Below are 19,174 nucleotides of genomic sequence, written 5' to 3' on the forward strand. Positions count from 1 at the left end.
GTTTCCTTGGATTCAAGCTGAAACGTTCTGCGCCTCTTGGGCCTTGGCGATTTCCTGGTTGCGCAAGATAAAGCGCTGCAACTTGCCGCTTGGGGTTTTCGGCAAGTCGCTGACAAATTCGATTTCACGGGGATAGGCATGGGCCGCCAGGCGCTGGCGCACGTGCAGGCGCAGCTCCTCGGCCAGCTCCGCTGAGGCGCGGTATTGGGCGCCAAGCACCACGAAGGCCTTCACCAACTCCGTACGCTCCGGGTCCGGCTTGCCGATCACCGCGGCTTCTACCACGGCTGGATGTTCGATCAGCGCGCTTTCCACATCGAACGGACCGACCCGGTAACCGGAGGTGGTGATCACGTCGTCGCTGCGGCCGACGAAGCTGATGCTGCCGTCCGGGTTCAGCTCCACGGTGTCACCACTCAGGTAGTAGTCACCGACGAAGGCCTTGGTCGGTCCGCCTTCGTAACCGGCGAACCAGCACATGGGCGACTGGCTGCGGTCCACCGCGAGAATGCCCGGCTGGCCCACGCCCAGTTCGCGCTGGTTTTCATCCAGCACGACGATGCGATGGCCCGGCGAGGCGAAACCGGCCGCGCCCAGGTGAACGGGATGTTCCAGCCCGTGGTGATTGCACAGCACCATGCCCAGTTCGGTCTGGCCGTAATGGTCATGGATCACCACGCTGAGGTTGTCGGCGAACCACCGGATCACCTCGGGGTTCAACGGCTCGCCGGCGCTGCTGACGATGCGCAGCTTGCCCTTGATCGAGCGGGCGAACTGCTCGCCGCCGGCGATCAACAAGCGATAGGCCGTGGGCGAGCCGGTCAGGTTGGTGATGCCGTATTTATTGATGATCCGACAGGTGCTTTCGAGGGTGAACGGGCCATCGTAGAAAGTGATCGGATGCCCCATGGCCAGCGGTCCGGTCACGCCAAAATAGATGCCGTAGGCCCAACCCGGGTCGGCGACGTTCCAGAAGGCGTCTTCCGGGCGCAGGTCCACCGCGTCACGCATGTAGCTTTGGAACGCCACGATGGCCTTGAGCGGCACCGACAGCGCTTTGGCAGGCCCCGTGGTGCCAGAGGTGAACATCAGCAGGAACGGGTCTTCACCGGTGAGCATCAGCGGTTCGCATTGGCTGGAATGATTCGCCACTTCGGCCCAGAAACTGTAGTCGCCGTGCACGATGCCCTGGCCCTTTTCGCCGCCGACCGTCACGACGGTGGGGCAACCGGCGACTTCGTTGAGCTTGGGACGGTTGACCGCATCGGTGACGACAATGCGCGCCCCTGAGCTGCCGAGTCGGTGCTCGATGGCCTTGGGGCCGAACGCAGTGAACAACGGTTGATACACCGCGCCGATACGCCAGGTGGCGAGGACCACGATCAGCAGTTCAGCGGTGCGCGGCAGCAGGCCGGCCACTTTGTCACCCTTGCCGACGCCTTGGGCACGCAGGAAATTGGCGAACCGCGCGGCGTTGTCCTGCAGGTCGCGGTACGTCCAGGTGGCCTCGCTGCCGTCACGGCCCTCCCAGAACAAGGCGATGCGCCCCGGCAACGCATGCCGATCGCAACACTCGACGCAGGCATTGAGCGCCTCGAGCGAGCCGTGCAGTGCGGCGTTGACGGTGTGCAGGTAATCGAACTGCGACGTGGCGGACGAATAATCGCGCATGACCAGAATCCCTCTGTACTTTTTATTGGGTGGGGGAACCTTGAAGAGCGGGTAAATACTCGCGCCGAAGGGCGGTGGCGGCAATGGTCAAAGCCATCAAGTTGCTTGACTGGTTTGGCCATGGTTGGAGGGATGTGTTGCCTGTAATGGCCCTATCGCGAGCAGGCTCGCTCCCACAGTGATTGATGGCGGAGCCTCGATTCTGTGACCACCCTGATATCCATGTGGGAGCGGGCTTGCTCGCGAAAGCGGTGTGTCAGCCACAGTGATGTTGGATGTGCCGGCCTCTTCGCGAGCAAGCCCGCTCCCACAGGATCCGGCGCGACCCGGCAATAGGTCAGTCGGTCTCGTTGAGAATCAGACTGCGATAATGCCCCGGGTTGGACCCGGACCATTTGCGAAACGCCTTGTAGAAGGAACTGGCATCGGCGAAACCCAGGCGCGAGGCGATTTCGACGAAACTGATGGAGGGCTCGGCCAGCCAGGTGATCGCCAGGTCCTTGCGCACGCTGTCCTTGAGCCCTTGGTAGGTCTGGCCCTCTTCCGCCAGGCGTCGACGCAGGGTCGAGGCGGACACGCACAACTGATGGGCCAAGGCCTCGGTTTCCGGCCACTGGTCGGCGGGCAGTTGCCGCAGGTCGTGGCGGATGCGGCTGGCCAGGCTTTGCGGGTTGCGGTATTTGACCAGGATGTTGGCCGGAGCCTGGGCCAGGAAGCGCTTGAGCTCATCGGCGTTGCGCCGGATAGGCAGGTCGAGGCATTCGGCGGCGAAAATCATCCGCGTGCGTGGCCGGTCAAAGCGCAGGTTCTGGGAAAACATCACGCGGTAGTCGTCGCAGAAATCCGGCGCCGGACAGCGCAGTTCGACGGACAGAATGGGAATACGCCGCCCGGCCAGCCAACAGGCCACGCCATGGACGATCATCCAGTAGGTGAAATAAGTAAAGGCGCGGCGCGGCGCCTGGTCATCTTCCAGCAGCACGATCTCCGCCAGGCTTTGCTGGCGCACCCATTGAGCCGGCAGGTGTTCGAGCATCAGCGACAGAAACCCCAGCCCCGCCGTCAACCCCGTCGCCAGCGTGGGCTGGGCCATGGCGCACTGGCAGAGAAACGCCAGGCTGCCGGACTTGAGCTTGCGCGGGTCCATGCCGAAAAACTCGTCATCCAACCGCCGGGCCAGTAAACGCCAGAGCCGCGCATAGGCATGGGCCGGGACCCGCGCCAGGGGATCGTCGAGCAACGCCGGGGCTATGCCGACCTTGCTCAGGACCTCATCGGTAGCCGCTCCGGGGGCGCAGCTTTGCAGCAGCGCCTCACGTACCAACTGGATGGAAATGGTGTCTTTTTCCGACATGGCGCGGATGTTCACAGGATCCGGTAGAGCAGCCGTTCGATCCGCACCCGGCTGACCCGCTTCAGGAACCTGGCCACGGCCTCGGGGTAGTCCGGCAGGGTTTCCAGGTCCAGGTAACGCTCTATCCGCTGGGTGTGGCGGTAGATCTGCTCGAGTTCGGCCTGGCGCGGCGCAAGCAGCTCGCCCTTGGGGTCGTCCAGCAACAGTGCGTTTTCCAGGTCCAGGCGAAAGGCCCGGGGGTTGAGGTTGTTGCCGGTCAGCAAGGTGTAGCGCTCGTCGACCCACATGCCCTTGAGGTGATAGGTGTTGTCCCCGTCGCGCCACAAGTGCAGGTTCAATTGACCGCTGTCGATCGCCCGCTGATGCCGCTTGGCGAAGCGGCGCAGGCTGATTTCGTAGAGGTACGGCAGCGCCGCGATGATCTTGAACGGCTCGCTTGGCGGAATGTAGAAGTCGTTGGCGGTCTTGTCACCGACGATGATGTCGATCTTGACCCCGCGTGCCAGGGCGCGGTTGAGCTCCCGGGTCACGGCCAGGGGCAGGTTGAAATATGGGGTGCAGATCGTCAGTTGCTGGCGGCTGCTGGCGATCAGTTCACCGATCACCCGGCTCAGGGGATTGTTCTTGCCCACGCCCAGCAATGGGCTCACTGACAGGCCGCTTTTGTCGAGGCTGCCGGCGCTGGTGTCATAGGTCGCGTACTTCAAGCGACTGCGCAGGTCACCGATGTCCTTGCGCAAACTGCGGGTGCTGGGCAGGTTCGGCAGGTCCAGGCGATGCACGGCCCGGGAAGTGACCAGGCCATGCTGCACCAGGTGGTGCATCGAATCGGCCAATGCCGTGTTCTGCAACAGGTGATAGCGGTCGTAGCGGTATTTGTCGAACTTGTGCAGGTAGACGTTATTCAGGCTGGCGCCGCTGTAGAGCACGCAGTCATCGATCACGAAACCTTTCAGATGCAGCACGCCGAACAACTCGCGGGTCTGCACCGGCACGCCGTAGATCGGCACTTCGCTGGCATGGGTGCGCGTCTGCTCCTGATACCACGCCGAGTTGCCCGGCTGCTTCTTGGCGCCGATCAGCCCGCGCTGGGCCCGTAGCCAGTCCACGACCACGACCACGTCCAGTTCCGGACGCGCCGCTTTGGCGGCATGCAGGGCATCGAGGATTTCCTGGCCGGCCTCGTCCTGTTGCAGGTACAGGGCGACGATGTAGATGCGCTGGGTGGCCTGGGCGATTTTCTCCAGCAGGCAACGGCGGAATTGAGCAGCGCCATCGAGGATGGTCACCGCGTCGGCGGTCAGTGCAAAGCTGCGCAGCTTGGGCAGCAGGGAGCGTTTGAAGAGCGACGGCATAGGGCTCGCAAAAGGTCGATTCCGAAGAACGGATGAGCTTACACCATGGATGGGTTCGGGTCTTCCTGTCGTCAAGAAAAAAAGACTTGACCAAGGAGAACGATCATTCTACTTTCAGCTCATGAACGATATCACTGGTAATGAAACACGAGACATCATTCTCGATGTCGCCGAAAAGTTGATCTATAGAAGTGGCATCGCTGCCACCGGCATGGACCTTCTGGTGAAAACCGCCGGCGTCTCCAGGAAAAGTGTCTATCGCTACTTCGCCAACAAGGACGACCTGATCGTGGCCGCCCTCAAGCGACGGGACGAGCGCTGGATGCAATGGTTCAGCACCGAGGTGGACAAGGCGCCCACCCCCACCGCACGGCTGCTCAACCTGTTCACCGTGCTCAAGGGCTGGTTCGACAGCGACGGTTTTCGCGGCTGTGCCTTCATCAATACCAGCGGCGAAACCGGTGATCCGCAAGATCCGGTCCGCCAGGTGGCGAAGATGCACAAACAGAAGTTGCTCGACTACGTGACCCGGCTGTGTGTCGAACAAGGTGTCGAGAGCCCGGATGCCCTGGCCCGCCAACTGCTGATCCTCATCGATGGCGCTATTACCGTGGCGCTGGTCATGGGCGACCACAGCGCGGCTGACCACGCCCAGGACATGTTGAAGAAGTTGTTACACGCCTGACCCGTAAGCCCCTGTGCAATTCATCACCTCACTGGAGATCCGCCATGTCTGCCTCTTCTGAAGTTCGTCCGCCGTTGCCGCCGTTCACCCGTGAATCGGCGATCGAGAAAGTTCGCCTGGCCGAAGATGGCTGGAACGCTCGCGACCCACAAAAAGTATCCCTGGCCTACACACTGGATACCCAATGGCGCAACCGCGCCGAATTCGCTCATAACCGCGAAGAAGCCAAGGCATTCCTGATTCGCAAGTGGGCCAAGGAGTTGGATTATCGGTTGATCAAGGAACTCTGGGCCTTCACCGATAACCGCATCGCCGTGCGCTACGCCTATGAATGGCACGACGACTCGGGCAACTGGTTCCGTTCCTACGGCAACGAAAACTGGGAGTTCGACGAGCAAGGCCTGATGTTCAACCGCTACGCCTGCATCAACGACATGCCAATCAAGGAGAGCGAGCGCAAGTTCCATTGGCCCCTGGGTCGCCGGCCGGATGATCATCCGGGGTTGTCTGAGTTGGGGTTGTAGTTCCCTGGCATGTCGCCAACTGAACCACCCATCGCGAGCAAGCTCGCTCCCACAATTTGGATTTTTGCGAACACACCTGTTGTGTCCGACTTGGATCCCCTGTGGGAGCGGGCTTGCTCGCGAAGAGGCCGGCACATCCAACATCACTGCAAACTGATACACAGCTTTCGCGAGCAAGCCCGCTCCCACAATAGCGCTGTGGAGTGCACAGCAGCGCCAGACCAGCGGCCCCTCCACCGGGCTTGACCCACATGCCGCCAGGCATCACATTGCCTGGGTCGGCGATAAGCCTGCTGTTTCGTTGTGCAGCATTTTTTGTGGAGCCCATGACCGCGTCGATCCCGATCCGTCCCCCCTGCCCGCCCGGCGTCTGCGATTGCGGGCGTGATGCGTTGCTGCAAGCGCCCGGCAGCGACCTGCGCATCCTTTGCCTGAACCGCCAGGAAGAAAAACGCCTGCTCGAACGCCTGGAGAACATCCAGAGCCTCGATGAACTCCAGCGCCTGCAACATCGCTTGTACGAGAACCTGGGTATCCGCTTGAGCGTCGAGCCCGGCCACAACGAAGTGCGGACCATGCGCGGCATCGCCATCGAATTCCAGGACCAGCCCGGCCTGTGTCGCAAGATCCGCCAGTCGATCCCTGCCGCCATCCGCCGCGGCCTGGAAAAACGCCCCGAGATCGCCTGGCGACTGCTGGATGCCCACGACCTGTTTCGCGATACCTGAACCCGACCAGCTCCCTCCCTGGAGCGGCACCTCGACCTAGAAATCCACCGTCGCGGACAGCAGGTAGGTGCGCGGGGTCGACAGCGTCAGCCCAGGCTCACTGTCATCCGACGCGCCGGCCGAACTCCAGTAGCGCTTGTCGGCCACGTTTTCGATGTTGGCCCGCAGGGTGATGTTCTTCTCGTCGATCTTGAAGCCGTAGCGAGCGCCCACGTCGAAACGCGTCCAGGCATCGATTTCCTTGGTGTTGGACTGGTCCAGGTACTGCGCGCTGGAGTAGATGCCTCGGCTGGTCAATGTCAGGCCCTGGACAGTCGGCACGTCCCATTCGGCACCGAGGTTGACGTTGTACTTGGGCGTGGCCGGTGCGCGGTTGCCATCGAAGGCGCCATTGGTGGTGTCGGTCAGTTCGCTGTCGATGAACATCACACCGCCGAGCAAACGGGTGCCCTTGAGCGGTTCACCGAACACGCTCAACTCCACGCCGGTGTTTTCGCGTTTGCCGTTGGGGCCGAAGACGCGAGTCGTGGCGTCGGTCGCGTAGGCCGGTTGCTTGATCCGGAACACCGCGGCGGTGACGGCGAACGGGCCGGCGTCATACTTGGCGCCCACCTCGACCTGACGGCTGATGAACGGCGGAAAAATCTCATCCTCGTTCACCGAGGTCGACGGCGCGATCTTGCCCTGGCTCAGGCCTTCCATGTAGTTGGCATACAACGACAGCTTGTCTGTCGCCTTGAACAGGACGCCGCCCGACGGGGAAACCTTTTCTTCGTCGTAGGCAGTACGGCCTTTGACGCCGTTCGACCAGTCGTCAACTTCGACTCGCTGCCAGCGGGCACCAAGGGTCAGCAGCAGTCGGTCATCGAAGAAGCCCAATGTGTCCGACAACGCCACTCCACTGAAGTGGTTCTCGGTATAGACCTTGGGATCAGGCCGGGTGATTACACTCGGAGTCGGTGTTTCCACTGGATCATACAGATTGCTGTTGGACTGACCATAGCGAGCGCCGCCATTGGTGAAGTCCATGTAGAAATAGCTGGCGACCAGGTTGACCTCATGGCTTACCGGACCCGTATGAAACCAGTTTCGCGCCCCAGCATTGGCCGTGCGGACATTCTCGTCGCGGGTGAAATCTCGGGGTTGGACGCGAAAATCTCCAGCCTCATTGAGGACCGAAACGGCATGCCGAAGGAACTCATGATTGCTTTTGCGCGCCCCCACGCCGCCGTACAGCATGACGGTGTCGTTGACATCGAATTCGGCATTCACCGCGCCGAAGGTATCTTTGGTACGCGCCTTGCTCCAAGGCTGCGCGTAGTTACGATCTACATCGCTGGCATGCGGCACTGGCGCGACGTCGGCAACCTGCACACGTTCCTGGGGCGCGTCGGTGTTACGTTCGGTGTGGCCAATGTCGGTCGACAGTCGCAGGCGTTCCCCGCGAAAATCCAGGCCCAGCACCGCCATCTCGCGGTCCACGCTCTGGTGATCCCATTCGGTGTCGCCCGCCTGCTTCACGCCGTTGAAGCGGATACCGAACTTGTCCTCCTCACCAAAGCGCCGACCGACATCCACCGCCCCGCCCAGCTGGTTATTGGAGGCGTAGCTACCGGTAAATGAGGTGATGGGCTTGTCGGTGGCGCGCTTGGGCACCACGTTGATCCCGCCCCCCACGCTGCCCCGCGGCGAGACACCGTTGATGAGCTGGCTCGGCCCCTTGAGGATATCGACGCGTTCGGCCATCTCCATATCGATGGTGTAGGTCGGCAGGATGCCGTAGAGGCCGTTGTAGGCGACATCGCTGTTGAACAGGCTGAACCCACGAATGGTGAACTGCTCGTAGCGCCCCCCCGCCGGGTTGGTGGCGCGGACCGAGGGGTCGCTGGCGATCAGGTCGCCCAGGGTCCGCGCCTGCTGGTTCTTGACCGTAGTGCTGGTGTAGGTGGTCATGCTGAACGGCGTTTCCATGAAATCCCGCGAGCCCAGCAAGCCTTGGGAACCGCGCCGTGCCACCTGGCCGCCGGCATACACCGGACTGTCCGTCGCCGCCGCGGCGCCGAAAATCGAGGTGGGTGCCAGTTGCAGGCTGCCGCCTTCCGGCGCGGGCATCAGGATGTACGCCTGCTCCCCCACCGGCTGCAATTGCAGGCCCGAGCCTCGCAACAGCCGGGCAAACCCCTCTTCCACATCAAACTCCCCCGAGAGCCCGGCGCTGTTGCGCCCGCTCACCAAGGCTGGGTCCACCGAGAGGTTGACCCCGGCCAGCCCGGCAAACCGGGTCAACGCCGCGCCAAGGCTGCCAGCCGGCACCTGGTAACTGCGCCGGGCGACTTCTTCGGCCCGGCTCGATGAGATGAAAAAAGGGCTGGCAACCAGGCTCAGCATGAGGCTCAGGTTCAACAGCGGACGCCAGCCGGCAAAGGCCGGGCGCAAACGCAAAGGTACAACTGCGGACATTGGAAAGCGCTCTCGTTTTTGTTCAGTTGCCTTGAATGACAAGCGAGACAAAAAAAGGGGACAGGCCTCAGGCTCGATTCCTGGCGAAACGTGCAAAGCCACCCCCATCTGTGGCGAGGGAGCTTGCTCCCGCTGGGGTGCGAAGCGCCCCCAAAATGAAGCGAATAACATCAACCTGACACACCACGGGGGCTGGTTTGGGGTTGCTGCGCAACCCAGCGGGAGCAAGCTCCCTCGCCACAGGGGTATGACTACTCGTCTTTATTGCGTACCGGCCTCAGGCCAGTTTTTTGCGCGGCGTCAACGTCACCCAGTAACGAGTACGCATGTGCACGTCCAACGGCAGGCTGGCGGCAAGCAGCGTGAGGATTCGATCAGTGTTGTCCAGGCGGAAGCTGCCAGTGATACGCAGCGGTTCCAGGGTTTCGTCCCAGCGCAAAACGCCAGGACGATAACGGTCCAGCTCCCGCAGGAAATGCCCCAGCGGCTGGTCCTGCGCAACCAGTACCCCGTCACGCCAACCCAGCTGGGCCGCGTCGAACGCCCGCACCGGCCCCGCGCCTGAGGCCTGGAAGTTGACCTGCTGGCCCCCTTCCAAGCTCAGCGAAGGCCCGCGCAAGGGTTGCAGTTGCGCCGAGCCGCTAAGCACCGACACCCGGCAGTCGCCCTCACCCAAGTGCAGGCAGACTTCGCCACGATTGAGGGTGATGAGCCCATAGGGGGACTGAACGGACAGCGGCGTGCTCCCGGCGAGCTTGAGGGCCATCTCCCCGCGCACCAACACCAGGCGCCGAGCGTTGAGATCCAGGTCGACGGCACTGTCGGTGTTCAGTTGCAGCGCACTGCCATCGACCAACGTCCAGCGCCGTTGCTCCCCCGTGGCGGTGTGCAAGTCGGCGCGCCAGACCTCCAACGGCAGCTCTCGCCCCAACAGCCAGGCAGCCGGGACCAATGCAGCGACGCCCAATGCACGCTTGAGCACCGCGCGCCGGGCCAGCGCCGGACGGTCCAGGGTGGCCATGCCCAGGGAGGCTGGCACCCCGGCAAAGCGCTGGCGCAATCGCTGGGCCTTCTGCCAGGCCGCCTCGTGGTGAGCGCTGCTGTCGCGCCAGCGTTGCAGGGCCGCCGAGTCGAACGTATCCCCGTCGAATTCCATCAGGGTCAACCAGCGGGCAGCCGCCCGTGCCGCTTCACGGGCCTCGGGTGATGGCGTCGACGACATCAGAAGTCCACCAACAGGCAGTGCTCGTAGGCCTGGGCCATATAGCGCTTCACGGTGCGCTCGGAGACTTGCAGGCGCTCGGCGATCTCGCGATAACCCAGGCCTTCGAGCTGACTCCAAAGAAAAGCCCGCCGCACCAAGGGCGGCAGGCCATCGAGCAATTCGTCCAGGGCTTGCAGGGTTTCCAGCAGCAGCCAACGCTGTTCCGGCGACGGCGCGCAGGCTTCAGGCAGGTTCGCCAACGCGTCGAGGTACGCCTGCTCCAGGTTGCGTCGGGTGTAGAAGTTGCTCAGCAGGCGCTTGCCGACAGTCAGCAGGTAAGCCCGGGGTTCTTGCAGGTCAGCCAAAGGCTGGGCGCTGGAAAGCACCCGCAGGAAGGTATCCTGGCGCAGGTCCGCCGCATCCCAGGCATTGCCCATGCGCCGTCGCAACCAGCCTTCCAGCCAACTCCCGTGGTCACGGTACAACGCATGGAGGGATTGCTCCGTCGGCGTAACTGCATCACACATGTCCAGAAGCCTGCGCAAGGTCTTAAATGAGACTGATTCTAATTAATGTTCGCGCATGAATCCAAGTTGTTTATGCAAAGTGTGTCTAAAAGGGGATTGTTGGGGCTGCTACGCAGCCCAGCGGGAGCAAGCTCCCTCGCCACAGGGGGAAATTCAGGAACACCCTGCCCTGTGGGAGCTTTTGTGGGAGCAAGCTTTGCTTCCACAGGCAGGTCTTTTGCGAGCCAGTGTCATCAGTGACTGGCATGCAACGTCTTCGGCACTTCCGGCATGGCCGAAGAGTGGTGGTTGATGATCTTCCAATGGCCATCGAGGCGCTCGTAAAGAAAGGTGTAGCGCGCCTGGACTTCGCGCTTGGAACCATCGGCCTGGGTCAAGGTGAAGGTATAGACGCCGCTGTCCATCGCCGCGTCAGGCCCCAGGTGACGGATCTCGCGGTAGTTGATTTGCCCCACCGGCTTGCCCGCCAGGAAGTGCTCGAAGTAATCCTGGATCAGCGCCGGCGTATTGCGCACCTTGTTGGAAACGGTCGGTTGCAAAATCGCATCCGGGGCATAGAGACCGGTCACGGCAGTGGCGCTACCGGTTTGCAGCGCGGCGTTCCAGCGGTCGAACAGTGCGGCGATTTCTCGATCATTCACGTTCTTGGGCTGTTCGGCCACGGTGCGATACACGTAGGGTGTGGCCTCGACAGCCTGGACAAGCGGCGCGGTCAGCAGGAAAAAAGCAGCGATGGCACAGGTTTTCATTTTCATCAGAAGGCTCCTTTGGGTTTCAATGAGCCCACTTTGCCGGCCTTCCCCACCTTCGCCATCGGCCAACCGGTGCCAATCGCCTATGCCATTCGGCAGATAGGCCCGTTGCCGGTGACACGTTTTAATGGCGCCACCGCGAACCGTCCGATCTTTTTCACGCTGGAGTTCCCCATGCAAAGCCCACCCCATGATCCCGGCAGTGCCCTGGCCATCCGCAGTCAGTATCGCCAGTCGCAAAGCCGCGCCGCGCGCCTGGGGCTGTTGCTGGGCACCGGCCATGAACTGATGCAGTTGCCGCTGCCGGCCATGCGTCAGCGGGCACTGCAACGGGCGTGCGCGTTCATGGCGATGGACCACGGCCTGCTGCTGGAGTGGGCACCGGATAACACGTTGCGCACCCTCGCCAGCCACGGCAGCGCGGAACGCGTCGACCTGCTCGCCAAGCTGGCCCAGCCGCAGACACCCGGCCCACACTGGCTCGAATCCCCCGGCAGCACCCTGCCCCAGGTCCTGCGGATTCCATTGCGGACCTCCGATGGCGTGACGTTCGGGGCCTTACTGCTGGGCAACAGCGTCGCCCTCGGCGCGCCAGACAACGAAGACATCGAGTCGCTGCAATTGCTGGCGACGCTGTTGGCGGCGCATCTGGAAAACAGTCGCCTGGTCGAAGCCCTGCAAGCCCGCGAGCGGACCATGTCCGAGTTGGTCCACCGCTTGTTCAGCGCCCAGGAAGACGAACGCAAGCGCGTGGCCTACGACCTGCACGACGGCCTTGCGCAAAACCTGGCCGGGTTGCACCAGCGTTTGCAGGGTTTCGCTGGTCGCTGTCCATCCCTGCCACCGGCGCTGGCGAGCGAGTTGCAGGCCATCCTCGACCTGGCCCAGGGCTGCGTCGGCGAGGGGCGGCAGTTGATCGGGGGCCTGCGCCCTCACGTGCTGGATGATTTCGGCCTGTACAAAGCCGTCGACAAGGAAGCCGATCGCCTGCGCGACGCGGGCCTGAGCGTAAGCTGGGCCGAACACAGCAGCGCGCGTCTGCCGGGCAATTCCGAGATCGCTCTGTTTCGCATCGCCCAGGAGGGTATCAACAACATCCTCAAGCACGCCCAGGCCAGCCATGTGCACTTGGGGCTGGCGGTGAAAGATGGCCACGCGTGCCTGCGAGTAGAAGACGATGGGCGTGGCTTTGCCCTGGAACAACCCGTCGAGACCAACGGCAGCTGCCACCTGGGGTTGGCCGCCATGCAGGAGCGCGCCAACTTGCTGGGCGGCCATCTAGCCTGTTGCAGCCAACCCGGCGGTGGCACTCGCTTGCTCGCCAGCGTGCCGCTACCGTCCCCCGGAGTACAGCCATGAACCGCCCTTTGCGCCTGCTGCTGGCCGATGACCACGAAGTGACCCGCACCGGTTTTATCAGCATGCTCGCCGACAGCCCAGGATTTGAAGTCGTCGGCCAGGCCCGGGACGGCCAGGAAGCCCTCGACCTATGCGAGCGGCTACAACCGGATATCGCAATTCTCGACATCCGCATGCCGGTCCTCAACGGTTTGGGCGCGGCGCGAATCCTTCAGCAGCGCCAGCCCGGGGTCAAAGTGGTGATCTTCACCATGGACGACAGCCCCGACCATCTCGAAGCCGCCATTGGTGCGGGTGCGGTCGGCTACCTGCTCAAGGATGCCAGTCGCGATGAAATGCTCGATGCCCTCAAGCGGGTTGCCCAAGGGGACGAGGCGCTGAACAGCTCGGTCAGCGCGCGCCTGCTGCGCCGCATGGCCGAGCGCGGTGCCGGTAACGCCCCACAGGTCCAGGCCCTGACCGCCCGCGAGCGCCAGGTATTGGGGCTGGTGGCCAGCGGTTTCAGCAATCGTGAAATCGGTGAAAAACTGGGCATCGCGCCCGGCACCGCCAAGGCCCATGTCGAGCGCGTCATCGGCAAGCTGGGCGCCGCCGACCGAACCCAGGCCGCCGTGCGCGGCGTGGCCCTGGGATTGGTGGCGCAACCCGCCGGGCAATGGCCATGAGGTTTCTCGCCGCCCGCCGCTGGGCCGACCTGCCATTGCGGGGCAAGGCCCTGGTGGTGATTTCCCTGCCCCTGGTGGTGCTGTTGCTGTCGCTGGTGCTGATCTATATCACTGAACGCCAGACCGCACGGGCCGAAGAAGATGTACGCCGGGTGCTGCTGGTCCAGGGTGATATCCAGACGGTCCATACCCTGCTGGCCGAGGCCGCGGCCAGCGTGCGCGGTTACCTGCTGACCCGGCGCGAAGATTTCCTGCCCAGCTACGAACAGGCCACTCCGCTGATCCAGGCTGCCTTGCAGCGCCTGGACCAGAACATTCGCGATGCCAGGATGCGCGAGCACCTCAAGACCATCACCCCGCTGATCGCCGACAAGCTCGACGGCTTGGTCGCCTTGCGCAACGGCAAGCGCGACGACCCCGAGGCCATCACCGCGATCCTGATCGAAAACAAGCAGGTGCTGGACGTACTGCGCGAGCAGATCAGCGCCATGCGCATACGCGAGGATGGCCTGCTGGCCGAGCGCAGCGCCGCCGCCTCGGCCACGCGCATGCGGCTGTTGTTCGCCACGTTGCTGGCGGCGGTGTGCGGGTTGCTGGGGGCCATCGTTGCGGTGCTGTTTCTGTCCAAGGGCATCGTCGCCCGGGTCCAGCAGGTGCAAGGCAACGCCCAGCGCCTGGCCTTGGGCCAACCGTTGTTGCCACAACCGCCGGAGCAGGACGAAATCGGCCAACTCGGCACGCGCCTGGTGGAGGCCGGGCAGTTGCTCGCCGAACGCGAGCGGGCCCTGCGCGATAACGAAGAACGCTTGCGGCTGATCATCGACGGGGTGAAGGACTATGGGATCTTCGCCCTGGATGCCCAAGGCTACGTCACCACCTGGAACGCTGGCGCGCAGCGGATCAAAGGCTACACCGAGCAGGAAATCCTCGGCCAGCATTTCTCCCTGTTCTACTTGCCCGAGGAATGCCCGGCGCACCCGGACCTGGCCCTGCGCGAAGCCACCCGCGACGGCCACTACATGGAAGAAGGCTGGCGTTGTCGCAAGGACGGCAGCCGCTTCTGGGCCAGCGTGGTCATCACTGCCCAATACGATGCCACGGGCGCGTTGCGCGGTTTTTCCAAGATCACCCGCGACATCACCGACCGACGCGCCGCCGAAATCGCCTTGCGCACCGCCCGCGAGGAAGCGGAAAGCGCCAGCCGGGCCAAGAGCGAGTTCCTGTCGCGCATGAGCCACGAACTACGCACGCCCTTGAACGCCATCCTCGGTTTCGCGCAACTGCTGGACATGGATTCCACCGCCGGTCAACGCCCCCAGGTCAGCCACATCCTGCGGGCCGGCCAGCACTTGCTGGCGTTGATCAACGAGGTGCTGGACATCGCCCGGATCGAGGCCGGGCGCCTGCCCTTGAACATCGAACCGATCGCCCTGGCGACGGTGCTGCACGAAGCCTTGACGCTGGTTTCACCCATGGCCGCCGACGCCGGGATCCACTTGGTCGACCTACCCGCACTGCCCGACGACAGCGGTGTGCTTGCCGACCGCCAGCGCCTGGTACAGGTGTTGCTCAATTTGTTGTCCAACGCCATCAAGTACAACCGACCCGGCGGCGAGGTGCGCATCGAAGTGAACGTCCAGCCCCATCAGGTGAGCATCGCCGTCCACGATACCGGCCATGGCATCGCCCCGGAACAGCTGGGCCAACTGTTCAAACCCTTCGAACGCCTGGGCGCCGATCCGCAGGTCGAAGGCACCGGACTTGGCTTGTCCTTGAGCAAGAACCTGCTGGAGATGATGCAGGGCAACCTGCAGGTCCACAGTGAGCCCGGGCACGGCTGTTGCTTTACCCTGCAACTGCCCGCCACCCAGGTGATCGGCACGCACTTGCCACCCATCGCCGCCTTGGCCGTGACGCGCGCCCCCGTGGACTATCACGGCAAAATCCTCTGCATCGAAGACAACCTGTCGAGCCTCGCATTGATCGAGACCCTGATGCAGCGTCGGCCCGGCATCCAGTTATTGTCGAGCATGCAAGGCCAGATGGGCCTGGACCTGGCCCGCCAGCACAGCCCGCAACTGATCCTGCTGGACGTCACCCTGCCGGACCTGGAAGGCCTGGAAGTTCTGCGGCGCCTGCGCCAGTCCCCGGCCACTGCGGCCACGCCCGTGCTGATGATCACCGCCGATGCCAGCGACCTGACCCATCGTGCCCTGCGTGACGCCGGGGCCACGGCGATCCTGACCAAACCTATCCATATCCAGGCCTTCCTCGGCCACCTCGAACACTATCTACCGGAGCCCGCATGAATCGCGACTTGCGCATTCTGATCGTCGACGATCAGCGCCCCAACCTGGACCTGATGGAGCAACTGCTGGCCCGCGAAGGGTTGCACAACGTGCTGAGCAGCACCGAACCGTTGCGCACGCTGGACCTGTTCAACAGCTTCGAGCCGGATCTGGTCATCCTCGACCTGCACATGCCGGCGTTCGACGGCTTTGCCGTGCTGGAGCAACTGAACCGGCGCATCCCGGCCAACGATTACCTGCCGATCCTGGTCCTCACCGCCGACGCGACCCGTGACACCCGCCTGCGGGCCCTGGCCCTCGGTGCCCGGGATTTCATCAGCAAACCCCTGGATGCGCTGGAAACCATGCTGCGCATCTGGAACCTGCTGGAAACCCGCGCGCTCTATAAAGCGTTGCGCGAGTTGATCCCGTCCCAGCAGATCGAACTGTTGCGCCAGCACCGTCCCGCCGCCGACCCGGCCTAGCCTGGCGGCCGTTTCAGCGAGGCCATCGAAGCATGGGAATCACCGAACGAACATCGGCAAACGGCCTGCAAGCGCACATTCGCGGCGAACGCCTGGCCACTTCCGACGGCGTATCGAGCAAGGAGATCCTGGTGGAGATCTTTGTCCGTGAGCGCAGCGAAGCCCACGTCGTCGTGCCGGCGGTGGCCGAGCCGTTGCTCGTCTGGGTGTTATCCGGGGAGGCCATCGTCGAGGAACGCGCCGGCCACGGCGAGTGGGAAGCGAATACGGTGCGCCGCGCGGATTTTTTCCTGACCACCTCCCCTGATCCATATGAGATGCGCTGGCAAGTGACCAGCCCTGAGCCGTTCGTGGTCATGCATGTGTACTTGGGCCTGGCGTTGCTGGAACGCGCCATTGCCGAAGCCGGCGGTAGCGGTGCGATTCAGCTGCGGGAGGTCTCTGGGGGGCAGGACGAAGTCCTTTCGGCCTTGCTCGAACAAATTCGGGCAGAGTTGACCCGACGCGGTGAACCCAGTGCCTTGCTGATCCAGGGTGTGGCGCAATGTGTGGCGGTGCATTTGGCGCGGCATTACCTCGATGCCGAGGCAGAGGACATGTCCGGCCGCAACGCCCTGCCCGCCTTCAAGCTCAAGCGCGTCATCGGCTTGATGGAGCAATGTCTGGCCGAACCTTTCTGCCTCGCTGACCTGGCCCAGGCCATTGACCTGAGCGAGTACCACTTCAGCCGCCAGTTCAAGCGCGCCACCGGCCGCTCACCCTCGCAGTACTTCATCCAGCTGAGAATGGCCCGGGCCCGCCAATTGCTGATGGAAACCGAGCGCAGCGTCATCGATATCGGCCTGGAAGTCGGGTATGGCAGCGCCAGTCACTTCTCGCAGATCTTCCGCCGCGAAGTGGGCGTGGCGCCGAGTCATTACCGTAAGTAAGGACCACCACATCCCCTGTGGCGAGGGAGCTTGCTCCCGCTGGACCGAGCTGGCGCTCCAGCGCGCAGCGGTCCCAAAGTCTTGCGGTCGCTGCGCAACCGAGCGGGAGCAAGCTCCCTCGGCACAGGGGTGCTCTTGGCCGATGTCGAGATACGGCGCTTACTTGATCCGGTAGTGAAACGTATTGCGCACCGCTGGCACCGTCACCGCCTTGCCATCGATGATTCGTGGCTGATAACGAAACGCCTGGGCAGCGGCCAGGGACGGCCGGATGAACAATGGATGGCAACCGTCGATGACCTTGGGGCTGTCGATCCGCCCGTCCGGCATCACGCTGTATTCCACCGTGCAATCGCCCTCCAGGCCCTTGTCCAGGGCGCGTTGCGGATAATCCGGGGCTTGCTTGCTCAGCGGTTGATAGCTGCGGCTGTCGGCGGCGGCCTGGCGCGCCTGCTCAGCGTGGCGTTGTTGGGCAAGCTCCTGCGCTTGCCGGGCCTGGTGCTGCTGTTCGGCAGCCTGCCGCTCGGCGTCTTGCCTGCGTCGTTCGCTTTCCTGGCGTTCGCGCTGCTGGGCCTGTTGCTCGCGCCTTTGCTCCTCGACCCGTTTGCGGGCCAGTTTCGACTGTTCCAGCTTCTGCGCCTGGACTCGCGGATCCGCCACTGGCTTGGTCGGGACAGGGCGCGGCGCATCCATGGGTGGCGGGACAGATTCGACCGCGGCGGGTGCAACAGGGGTCACAGCCGCCGATACGGGCGCTTTGGGTACTGCTGCCGCCGGCAGCATCACCAGTTGCGTGCGCAGCACCCGCGGCGTTTCGGCGGCGGGCTTCTCCACGCGCCATCCCAACACCAACGACCCGATTATCGCGGCATGTAAAGCCACGGCGAGTCCTGCCGCCAGGCTGTTTTTCCAGAAGCTGCGACCCAGCGCAGGCACACTCAAGGAAGGACTGTGCATGATCATCGCCGTCATTGCGGCGCCTCGGTCACCAGTCCCAGGTTGCTCACGCCGCCCTGCTGCAACGCGGCCATGGCCGCGACGACCCGGCCGTAATCGGCATGCTCGTCGGCACGGATGTACACCTGGGTATCGCTGCGCTCGGCCACGACCTGCGCCACCTTGGCGCGCATCTGCTCCAGGTCTACGGCGCTGTCGGTCTGGTGGTGGGTGTCCAGTTCACCGCCCAGGTTCCAGTAGTAACCGCCCTCGGCCTTGACCGACAGGGTGAGGATTTGCTGGCGACTGTCGGTGGCCAACGCTTCGCTGGCGACCTTGGGCAGTTCGATCTTCACACCCTGGGTCAGCATCGGCGCGGTGACCATGAAAATCACCAGCAGTACCAACATCACGTCGATGTACGGCACCACGTTCATTTCGGCCTTGGGGCCGTGCTTTCGTTGTGGCTTGACGAGCATTTGCCCTCTCCTTTCAAGCGGCCGCGGCCATGTTCGCCGGGGCACCGTGCAGCTTGCGGTGCAGACGCGCCTGCAGCTCGTTGCCAAACGCGTAGTAACGGGTCAGCAGCGTCTGGCCACGGGCCGCGAAACGGTTATAGGCAATCACCGCCGGGATCGCGGCGAACAAGCCGATGGCCGTTGCGATCAACGCCTCGGCGATGCCCGGAGCCACCGTGGAGAGACTGGCCTGCTGCACTTGGGACAGGCCGATAAACGCATTCATGATCCCCCATACCGTGCCGAACAAGCCGATGTAAGGACTGACCGAGCCGACGGTGGCAAGAAACTGCAGCCCCTTCTCCAAGTGGACTTCTTGTTCGCTGATCGCCACCTGCAGCGAGCGCTCGACGCCTTCCAGCACCACCTCGGGCGTGCTGGAAGGCTGGTTGAGCTGAGTGAAAGCCAGCAAACCCGCCTGGAAAATCGGCGTGACGCCACCGGCTTCTTCGCGCACTTGTGCGTGTTCCCGGTACAAGGGCAACAGGTCCTGTGCGCCGCGAAAACGCTGCATGAAACCGTTAAGCTGACGCTCGTAGCGCTGCAGCACGGCGCTGCGCTGGATAATCAGGTACCAGCTCAATAACGAGGCCAGCAACAACGTGAGCATGACCGCCTTGACCAGCAGACTCGCGTCACTGATCAGGCCCCAGATCGTCATGTGTTCCAAAGTGGCTTGCATGGTTGAAACTCCTGTCTGGCGGTTATTCGATGAAATGTTCGTGACCGGTTGA

The 19,174-nt window shown here is 63.3% G+C and carries 18 protein-coding genes; 8 read left to right on the forward strand and 10 right to left on the reverse strand.

What is annotated here, in order from left to right:
* Positions 1 to 12: 12 nt before the first annotated feature.
* From HU767_RS01900 to pssA, 3 genes are all read right to left on the reverse strand, one after another.
* Positions 13 to 1,671 (reverse strand): AMP-binding protein, encoded by a 1,659-nt coding sequence (locus HU767_RS01900; RefSeq protein ID WP_186728355.1) that lies wholly within the window; start codon positions 1,669 to 1,671, stop codon positions 13 to 15.
* A gap of 337 nt (positions 1,672 to 2,008) precedes the next feature.
* A complete protein-coding gene (locus tag HU767_RS01905) occupies positions 2,009 to 3,025 on the reverse strand; it encodes an AraC family transcriptional regulator (RefSeq protein ID WP_186728356.1) in 1,017 nt (338 codons plus the stop codon).
* A gap of 11 nt (positions 3,026 to 3,036) precedes the next feature.
* Positions 3,037 to 4,380 carry a CDP-diacylglycerol--serine O-phosphatidyltransferase gene (gene pssA / locus HU767_RS01910; protein ID WP_186705578.1) on the reverse strand — a complete coding sequence of 448 codons (1,344 nt, stop codon included), beginning with the start codon at positions 4,378 to 4,380 and terminating at the stop codon, positions 3,037 to 3,039.
* A gap of 121 nt (positions 4,381 to 4,501) precedes the next feature.
* On the opposite strand from pssA, the gene HU767_RS01915 reads away from it, so the two are divergent.
* From HU767_RS01915 to HU767_RS01925, 3 genes are all read left to right on the forward strand, one after another.
* Positions 4,502 to 5,065 (forward strand): TetR/AcrR family transcriptional regulator, encoded by a 564-nt coding sequence (locus HU767_RS01915; RefSeq protein WP_186705577.1) that lies wholly within the window; start codon positions 4,502 to 4,504, stop codon positions 5,063 to 5,065.
* Positions 5,066 to 5,109: 44 nt separating this feature from the next.
* Positions 5,110 to 5,589 carry a nuclear transport factor 2 family protein gene (locus tag HU767_RS01920; protein ID WP_186705576.1) on the forward strand — a complete coding sequence of 160 codons (480 nt, stop codon included), beginning with the start codon at positions 5,110 to 5,112 and terminating at the stop codon, positions 5,587 to 5,589.
* A 326-nt stretch (positions 5,590 to 5,915) separates the two neighbouring features.
* Complete coding sequence (locus HU767_RS01925; protein ID WP_186706818.1) at positions 5,916 to 6,317, forward strand: hypothetical protein; 402 nt, start codon at positions 5,916 to 5,918, stop codon at positions 6,315 to 6,317.
* A gap of 36 nt (positions 6,318 to 6,353) precedes the next feature.
* On the opposite strand, the gene HU767_RS01930 is transcribed toward HU767_RS01925, so the two are convergent.
* The 4 genes from HU767_RS01930 to HU767_RS01945 form a co-directional block, all read right to left on the reverse strand.
* Positions 6,354 to 8,777: a TonB-dependent receptor gene (locus tag HU767_RS01930; protein ID WP_186728357.1), complete on the reverse strand. Its 2,424-nt coding sequence runs from the start codon at positions 8,775 to 8,777 to the stop codon at positions 6,354 to 6,356.
* A 277-nt stretch (positions 8,778 to 9,054) separates the two neighbouring features.
* On the reverse strand, positions 9,055 to 9,999 hold the full coding sequence (locus HU767_RS01935; RefSeq protein ID WP_186728358.1) for a FecR domain-containing protein: 945 nt from the start codon (positions 9,997 to 9,999) through the stop codon (positions 9,055 to 9,057).
* Positions 9,999 to 10,508: a sigma-70 family RNA polymerase sigma factor gene (locus HU767_RS01940; RefSeq protein WP_186706814.1), complete on the reverse strand. Its 510-nt coding sequence runs from the start codon at positions 10,506 to 10,508 to the stop codon at positions 9,999 to 10,001. The genes HU767_RS01935 and HU767_RS01940 overlap by 1 nt, the downstream gene beginning before the upstream one ends.
* Positions 10,509 to 10,741: 233 nt before the next feature.
* A complete protein-coding gene (locus tag HU767_RS01945) occupies positions 10,742 to 11,263 on the reverse strand; it encodes an SgcJ/EcaC family oxidoreductase (RefSeq protein ID WP_186728359.1) in 522 nt (173 codons plus the stop codon).
* A gap of 171 nt (positions 11,264 to 11,434) precedes the next feature.
* On the opposite strand from HU767_RS01945, the gene HU767_RS01950 reads away from it, so the two are divergent.
* The 5 genes from HU767_RS01950 to HU767_RS01970 are packed head-to-tail and all read left to right on the forward strand — an operon-like array spanning position 11,435 to position 16,986.
* Positions 11,435 to 12,619, forward strand: coding sequence for a sensor histidine kinase (locus HU767_RS01950; RefSeq protein WP_186728400.1), 1,185 nt, complete (start codon positions 11,435 to 11,437; stop codon positions 12,617 to 12,619).
* Positions 12,616 to 13,284, forward strand: a complete 669-nt coding sequence (locus tag HU767_RS01955) for a response regulator transcription factor (protein ID WP_186728360.1) — start codon at positions 12,616 to 12,618, stop codon at positions 13,282 to 13,284. Before HU767_RS01950 ends, HU767_RS01955 begins: the two co-directional genes overlap by 4 nt.
* Positions 13,281 to 15,593, forward strand: coding sequence for an ATP-binding protein (locus HU767_RS01960; RefSeq protein WP_186728361.1), 2,313 nt, complete (start codon positions 13,281 to 13,283; stop codon positions 15,591 to 15,593). Before HU767_RS01955 ends, HU767_RS01960 begins: the two co-directional genes overlap by 4 nt.
* Positions 15,590 to 16,057, forward strand: coding sequence for a response regulator (locus tag HU767_RS01965; protein WP_053187808.1), 468 nt, complete (start codon positions 15,590 to 15,592; stop codon positions 16,055 to 16,057). The genes HU767_RS01960 and HU767_RS01965 overlap by 4 nt, the downstream gene beginning before the upstream one ends.
* Positions 16,058 to 16,089: 32 nt before the next feature.
* Positions 16,090 to 16,986 (forward strand): helix-turn-helix domain-containing protein, encoded by an 897-nt coding sequence (locus HU767_RS01970; protein WP_186706807.1) that lies wholly within the window; start codon positions 16,090 to 16,092, stop codon positions 16,984 to 16,986.
* 159 nt (positions 16,987 to 17,145) lie between these two features.
* Here the strand turns inward: HU767_RS01970 and HU767_RS01975 are convergent, their stop codons facing one another.
* The 3 genes from HU767_RS01975 to tolQ are packed head-to-tail and all read right to left on the reverse strand — an operon-like array spanning position 17,146 to position 19,122.
* Positions 17,146 to 17,958, reverse strand: a complete 813-nt coding sequence (locus HU767_RS01975) for an energy transducer TonB (protein ID WP_186728362.1) — start codon at positions 17,956 to 17,958, stop codon at positions 17,146 to 17,148.
* Positions 17,955 to 18,401: a protein TolR gene (gene tolR / locus HU767_RS01980; RefSeq protein ID WP_186706804.1), complete on the reverse strand. Its 447-nt coding sequence runs from the start codon at positions 18,399 to 18,401 to the stop codon at positions 17,955 to 17,957. The genes HU767_RS01975 and tolR overlap by 4 nt, the downstream gene beginning before the upstream one ends.
* 13 nt (positions 18,402 to 18,414) lie before the next feature.
* Positions 18,415 to 19,122: a protein TolQ gene (tolQ, locus tag HU767_RS01985; RefSeq protein ID WP_186706802.1), complete on the reverse strand. Its 708-nt coding sequence runs from the start codon at positions 19,120 to 19,122 to the stop codon at positions 18,415 to 18,417.
* Between the last annotated feature and the right edge of the window lie 52 nt (positions 19,123 to 19,174).

It is taken from the genome of Pseudomonas sp. SWRI179, from assembly GCF_014268705.1.
Classification (GTDB): domain Bacteria; phylum Pseudomonadota; class Gammaproteobacteria; order Pseudomonadales; family Pseudomonadaceae; genus Aquipseudomonas; species Aquipseudomonas zanjanensis.

Coding starts and splice junctions, on each gene's coding strand:
- HU767_RS01900 (WP_186728355.1), bottom strand. CDS start 1,671: ATGCGCGATTATTCGTCCGCCACGTCGCAGTTCGATTACCTGCACACC.
- HU767_RS01905 (WP_186728356.1), bottom strand. CDS start 3,025: ATGTCGGAAAAAGACACCATTTCCATCCAGTTGGTACGTGAGGCGCTG.
- pssA (WP_186705578.1), bottom strand. CDS start 4,380: ATGCCGTCGCTCTTCAAACGCTCCCTGCTGCCCAAGCTGCGCAGCTTT.
- HU767_RS01915 (WP_186705577.1), top strand. CDS start 4,502: ATGAACGATATCACTGGTAATGAAACACGAGACATCATTCTCGATGTC.
- HU767_RS01920 (WP_186705576.1), top strand. CDS start 5,110: ATGTCTGCCTCTTCTGAAGTTCGTCCGCCGTTGCCGCCGTTCACCCGT.
- HU767_RS01925 (WP_186706818.1), top strand. CDS start 5,916: ATGACCGCGTCGATCCCGATCCGTCCCCCCTGCCCGCCCGGCGTCTGC.
- HU767_RS01930 (WP_186728357.1), bottom strand. CDS start 8,777: ATGTCCGCAGTTGTACCTTTGCGTTTGCGCCCGGCCTTTGCCGGCTGG.
- HU767_RS01935 (WP_186728358.1), bottom strand. CDS start 9,999: ATGTCGTCGACGCCATCACCCGAGGCCCGTGAAGCGGCACGGGCGGCT.
- HU767_RS01940 (WP_186706814.1), bottom strand. CDS start 10,508: ATGTGTGATGCAGTTACGCCGACGGAGCAATCCCTCCATGCGTTGTAC.
- HU767_RS01945 (WP_186728359.1), bottom strand. CDS start 11,263: ATGAAAATGAAAACCTGTGCCATCGCTGCTTTTTTCCTGCTGACCGCG.
- HU767_RS01950 (WP_186728400.1), top strand. CDS start 11,435: ATGCAAAGCCCACCCCATGATCCCGGCAGTGCCCTGGCCATCCGCAGT.
- HU767_RS01955 (WP_186728360.1), top strand. CDS start 12,616: ATGAACCGCCCTTTGCGCCTGCTGCTGGCCGATGACCACGAAGTGACC.
- HU767_RS01960 (WP_186728361.1), top strand. CDS start 13,281: ATGAGGTTTCTCGCCGCCCGCCGCTGGGCCGACCTGCCATTGCGGGGC.
- HU767_RS01965 (WP_053187808.1), top strand. CDS start 15,590: ATGAATCGCGACTTGCGCATTCTGATCGTCGACGATCAGCGCCCCAAC.
- HU767_RS01970 (WP_186706807.1), top strand. CDS start 16,090: ATGGGAATCACCGAACGAACATCGGCAAACGGCCTGCAAGCGCACATT.
- HU767_RS01975 (WP_186728362.1), bottom strand. CDS start 17,958: ATGACGGCGATGATCATGCACAGTCCTTCCTTGAGTGTGCCTGCGCTG.
- tolR (WP_186706804.1), bottom strand. CDS start 18,401: ATGCTCGTCAAGCCACAACGAAAGCACGGCCCCAAGGCCGAAATGAAC.
- tolQ (WP_186706802.1), bottom strand. CDS start 19,122: ATGCAAGCCACTTTGGAACACATGACGATCTGGGGCCTGATCAGTGAC.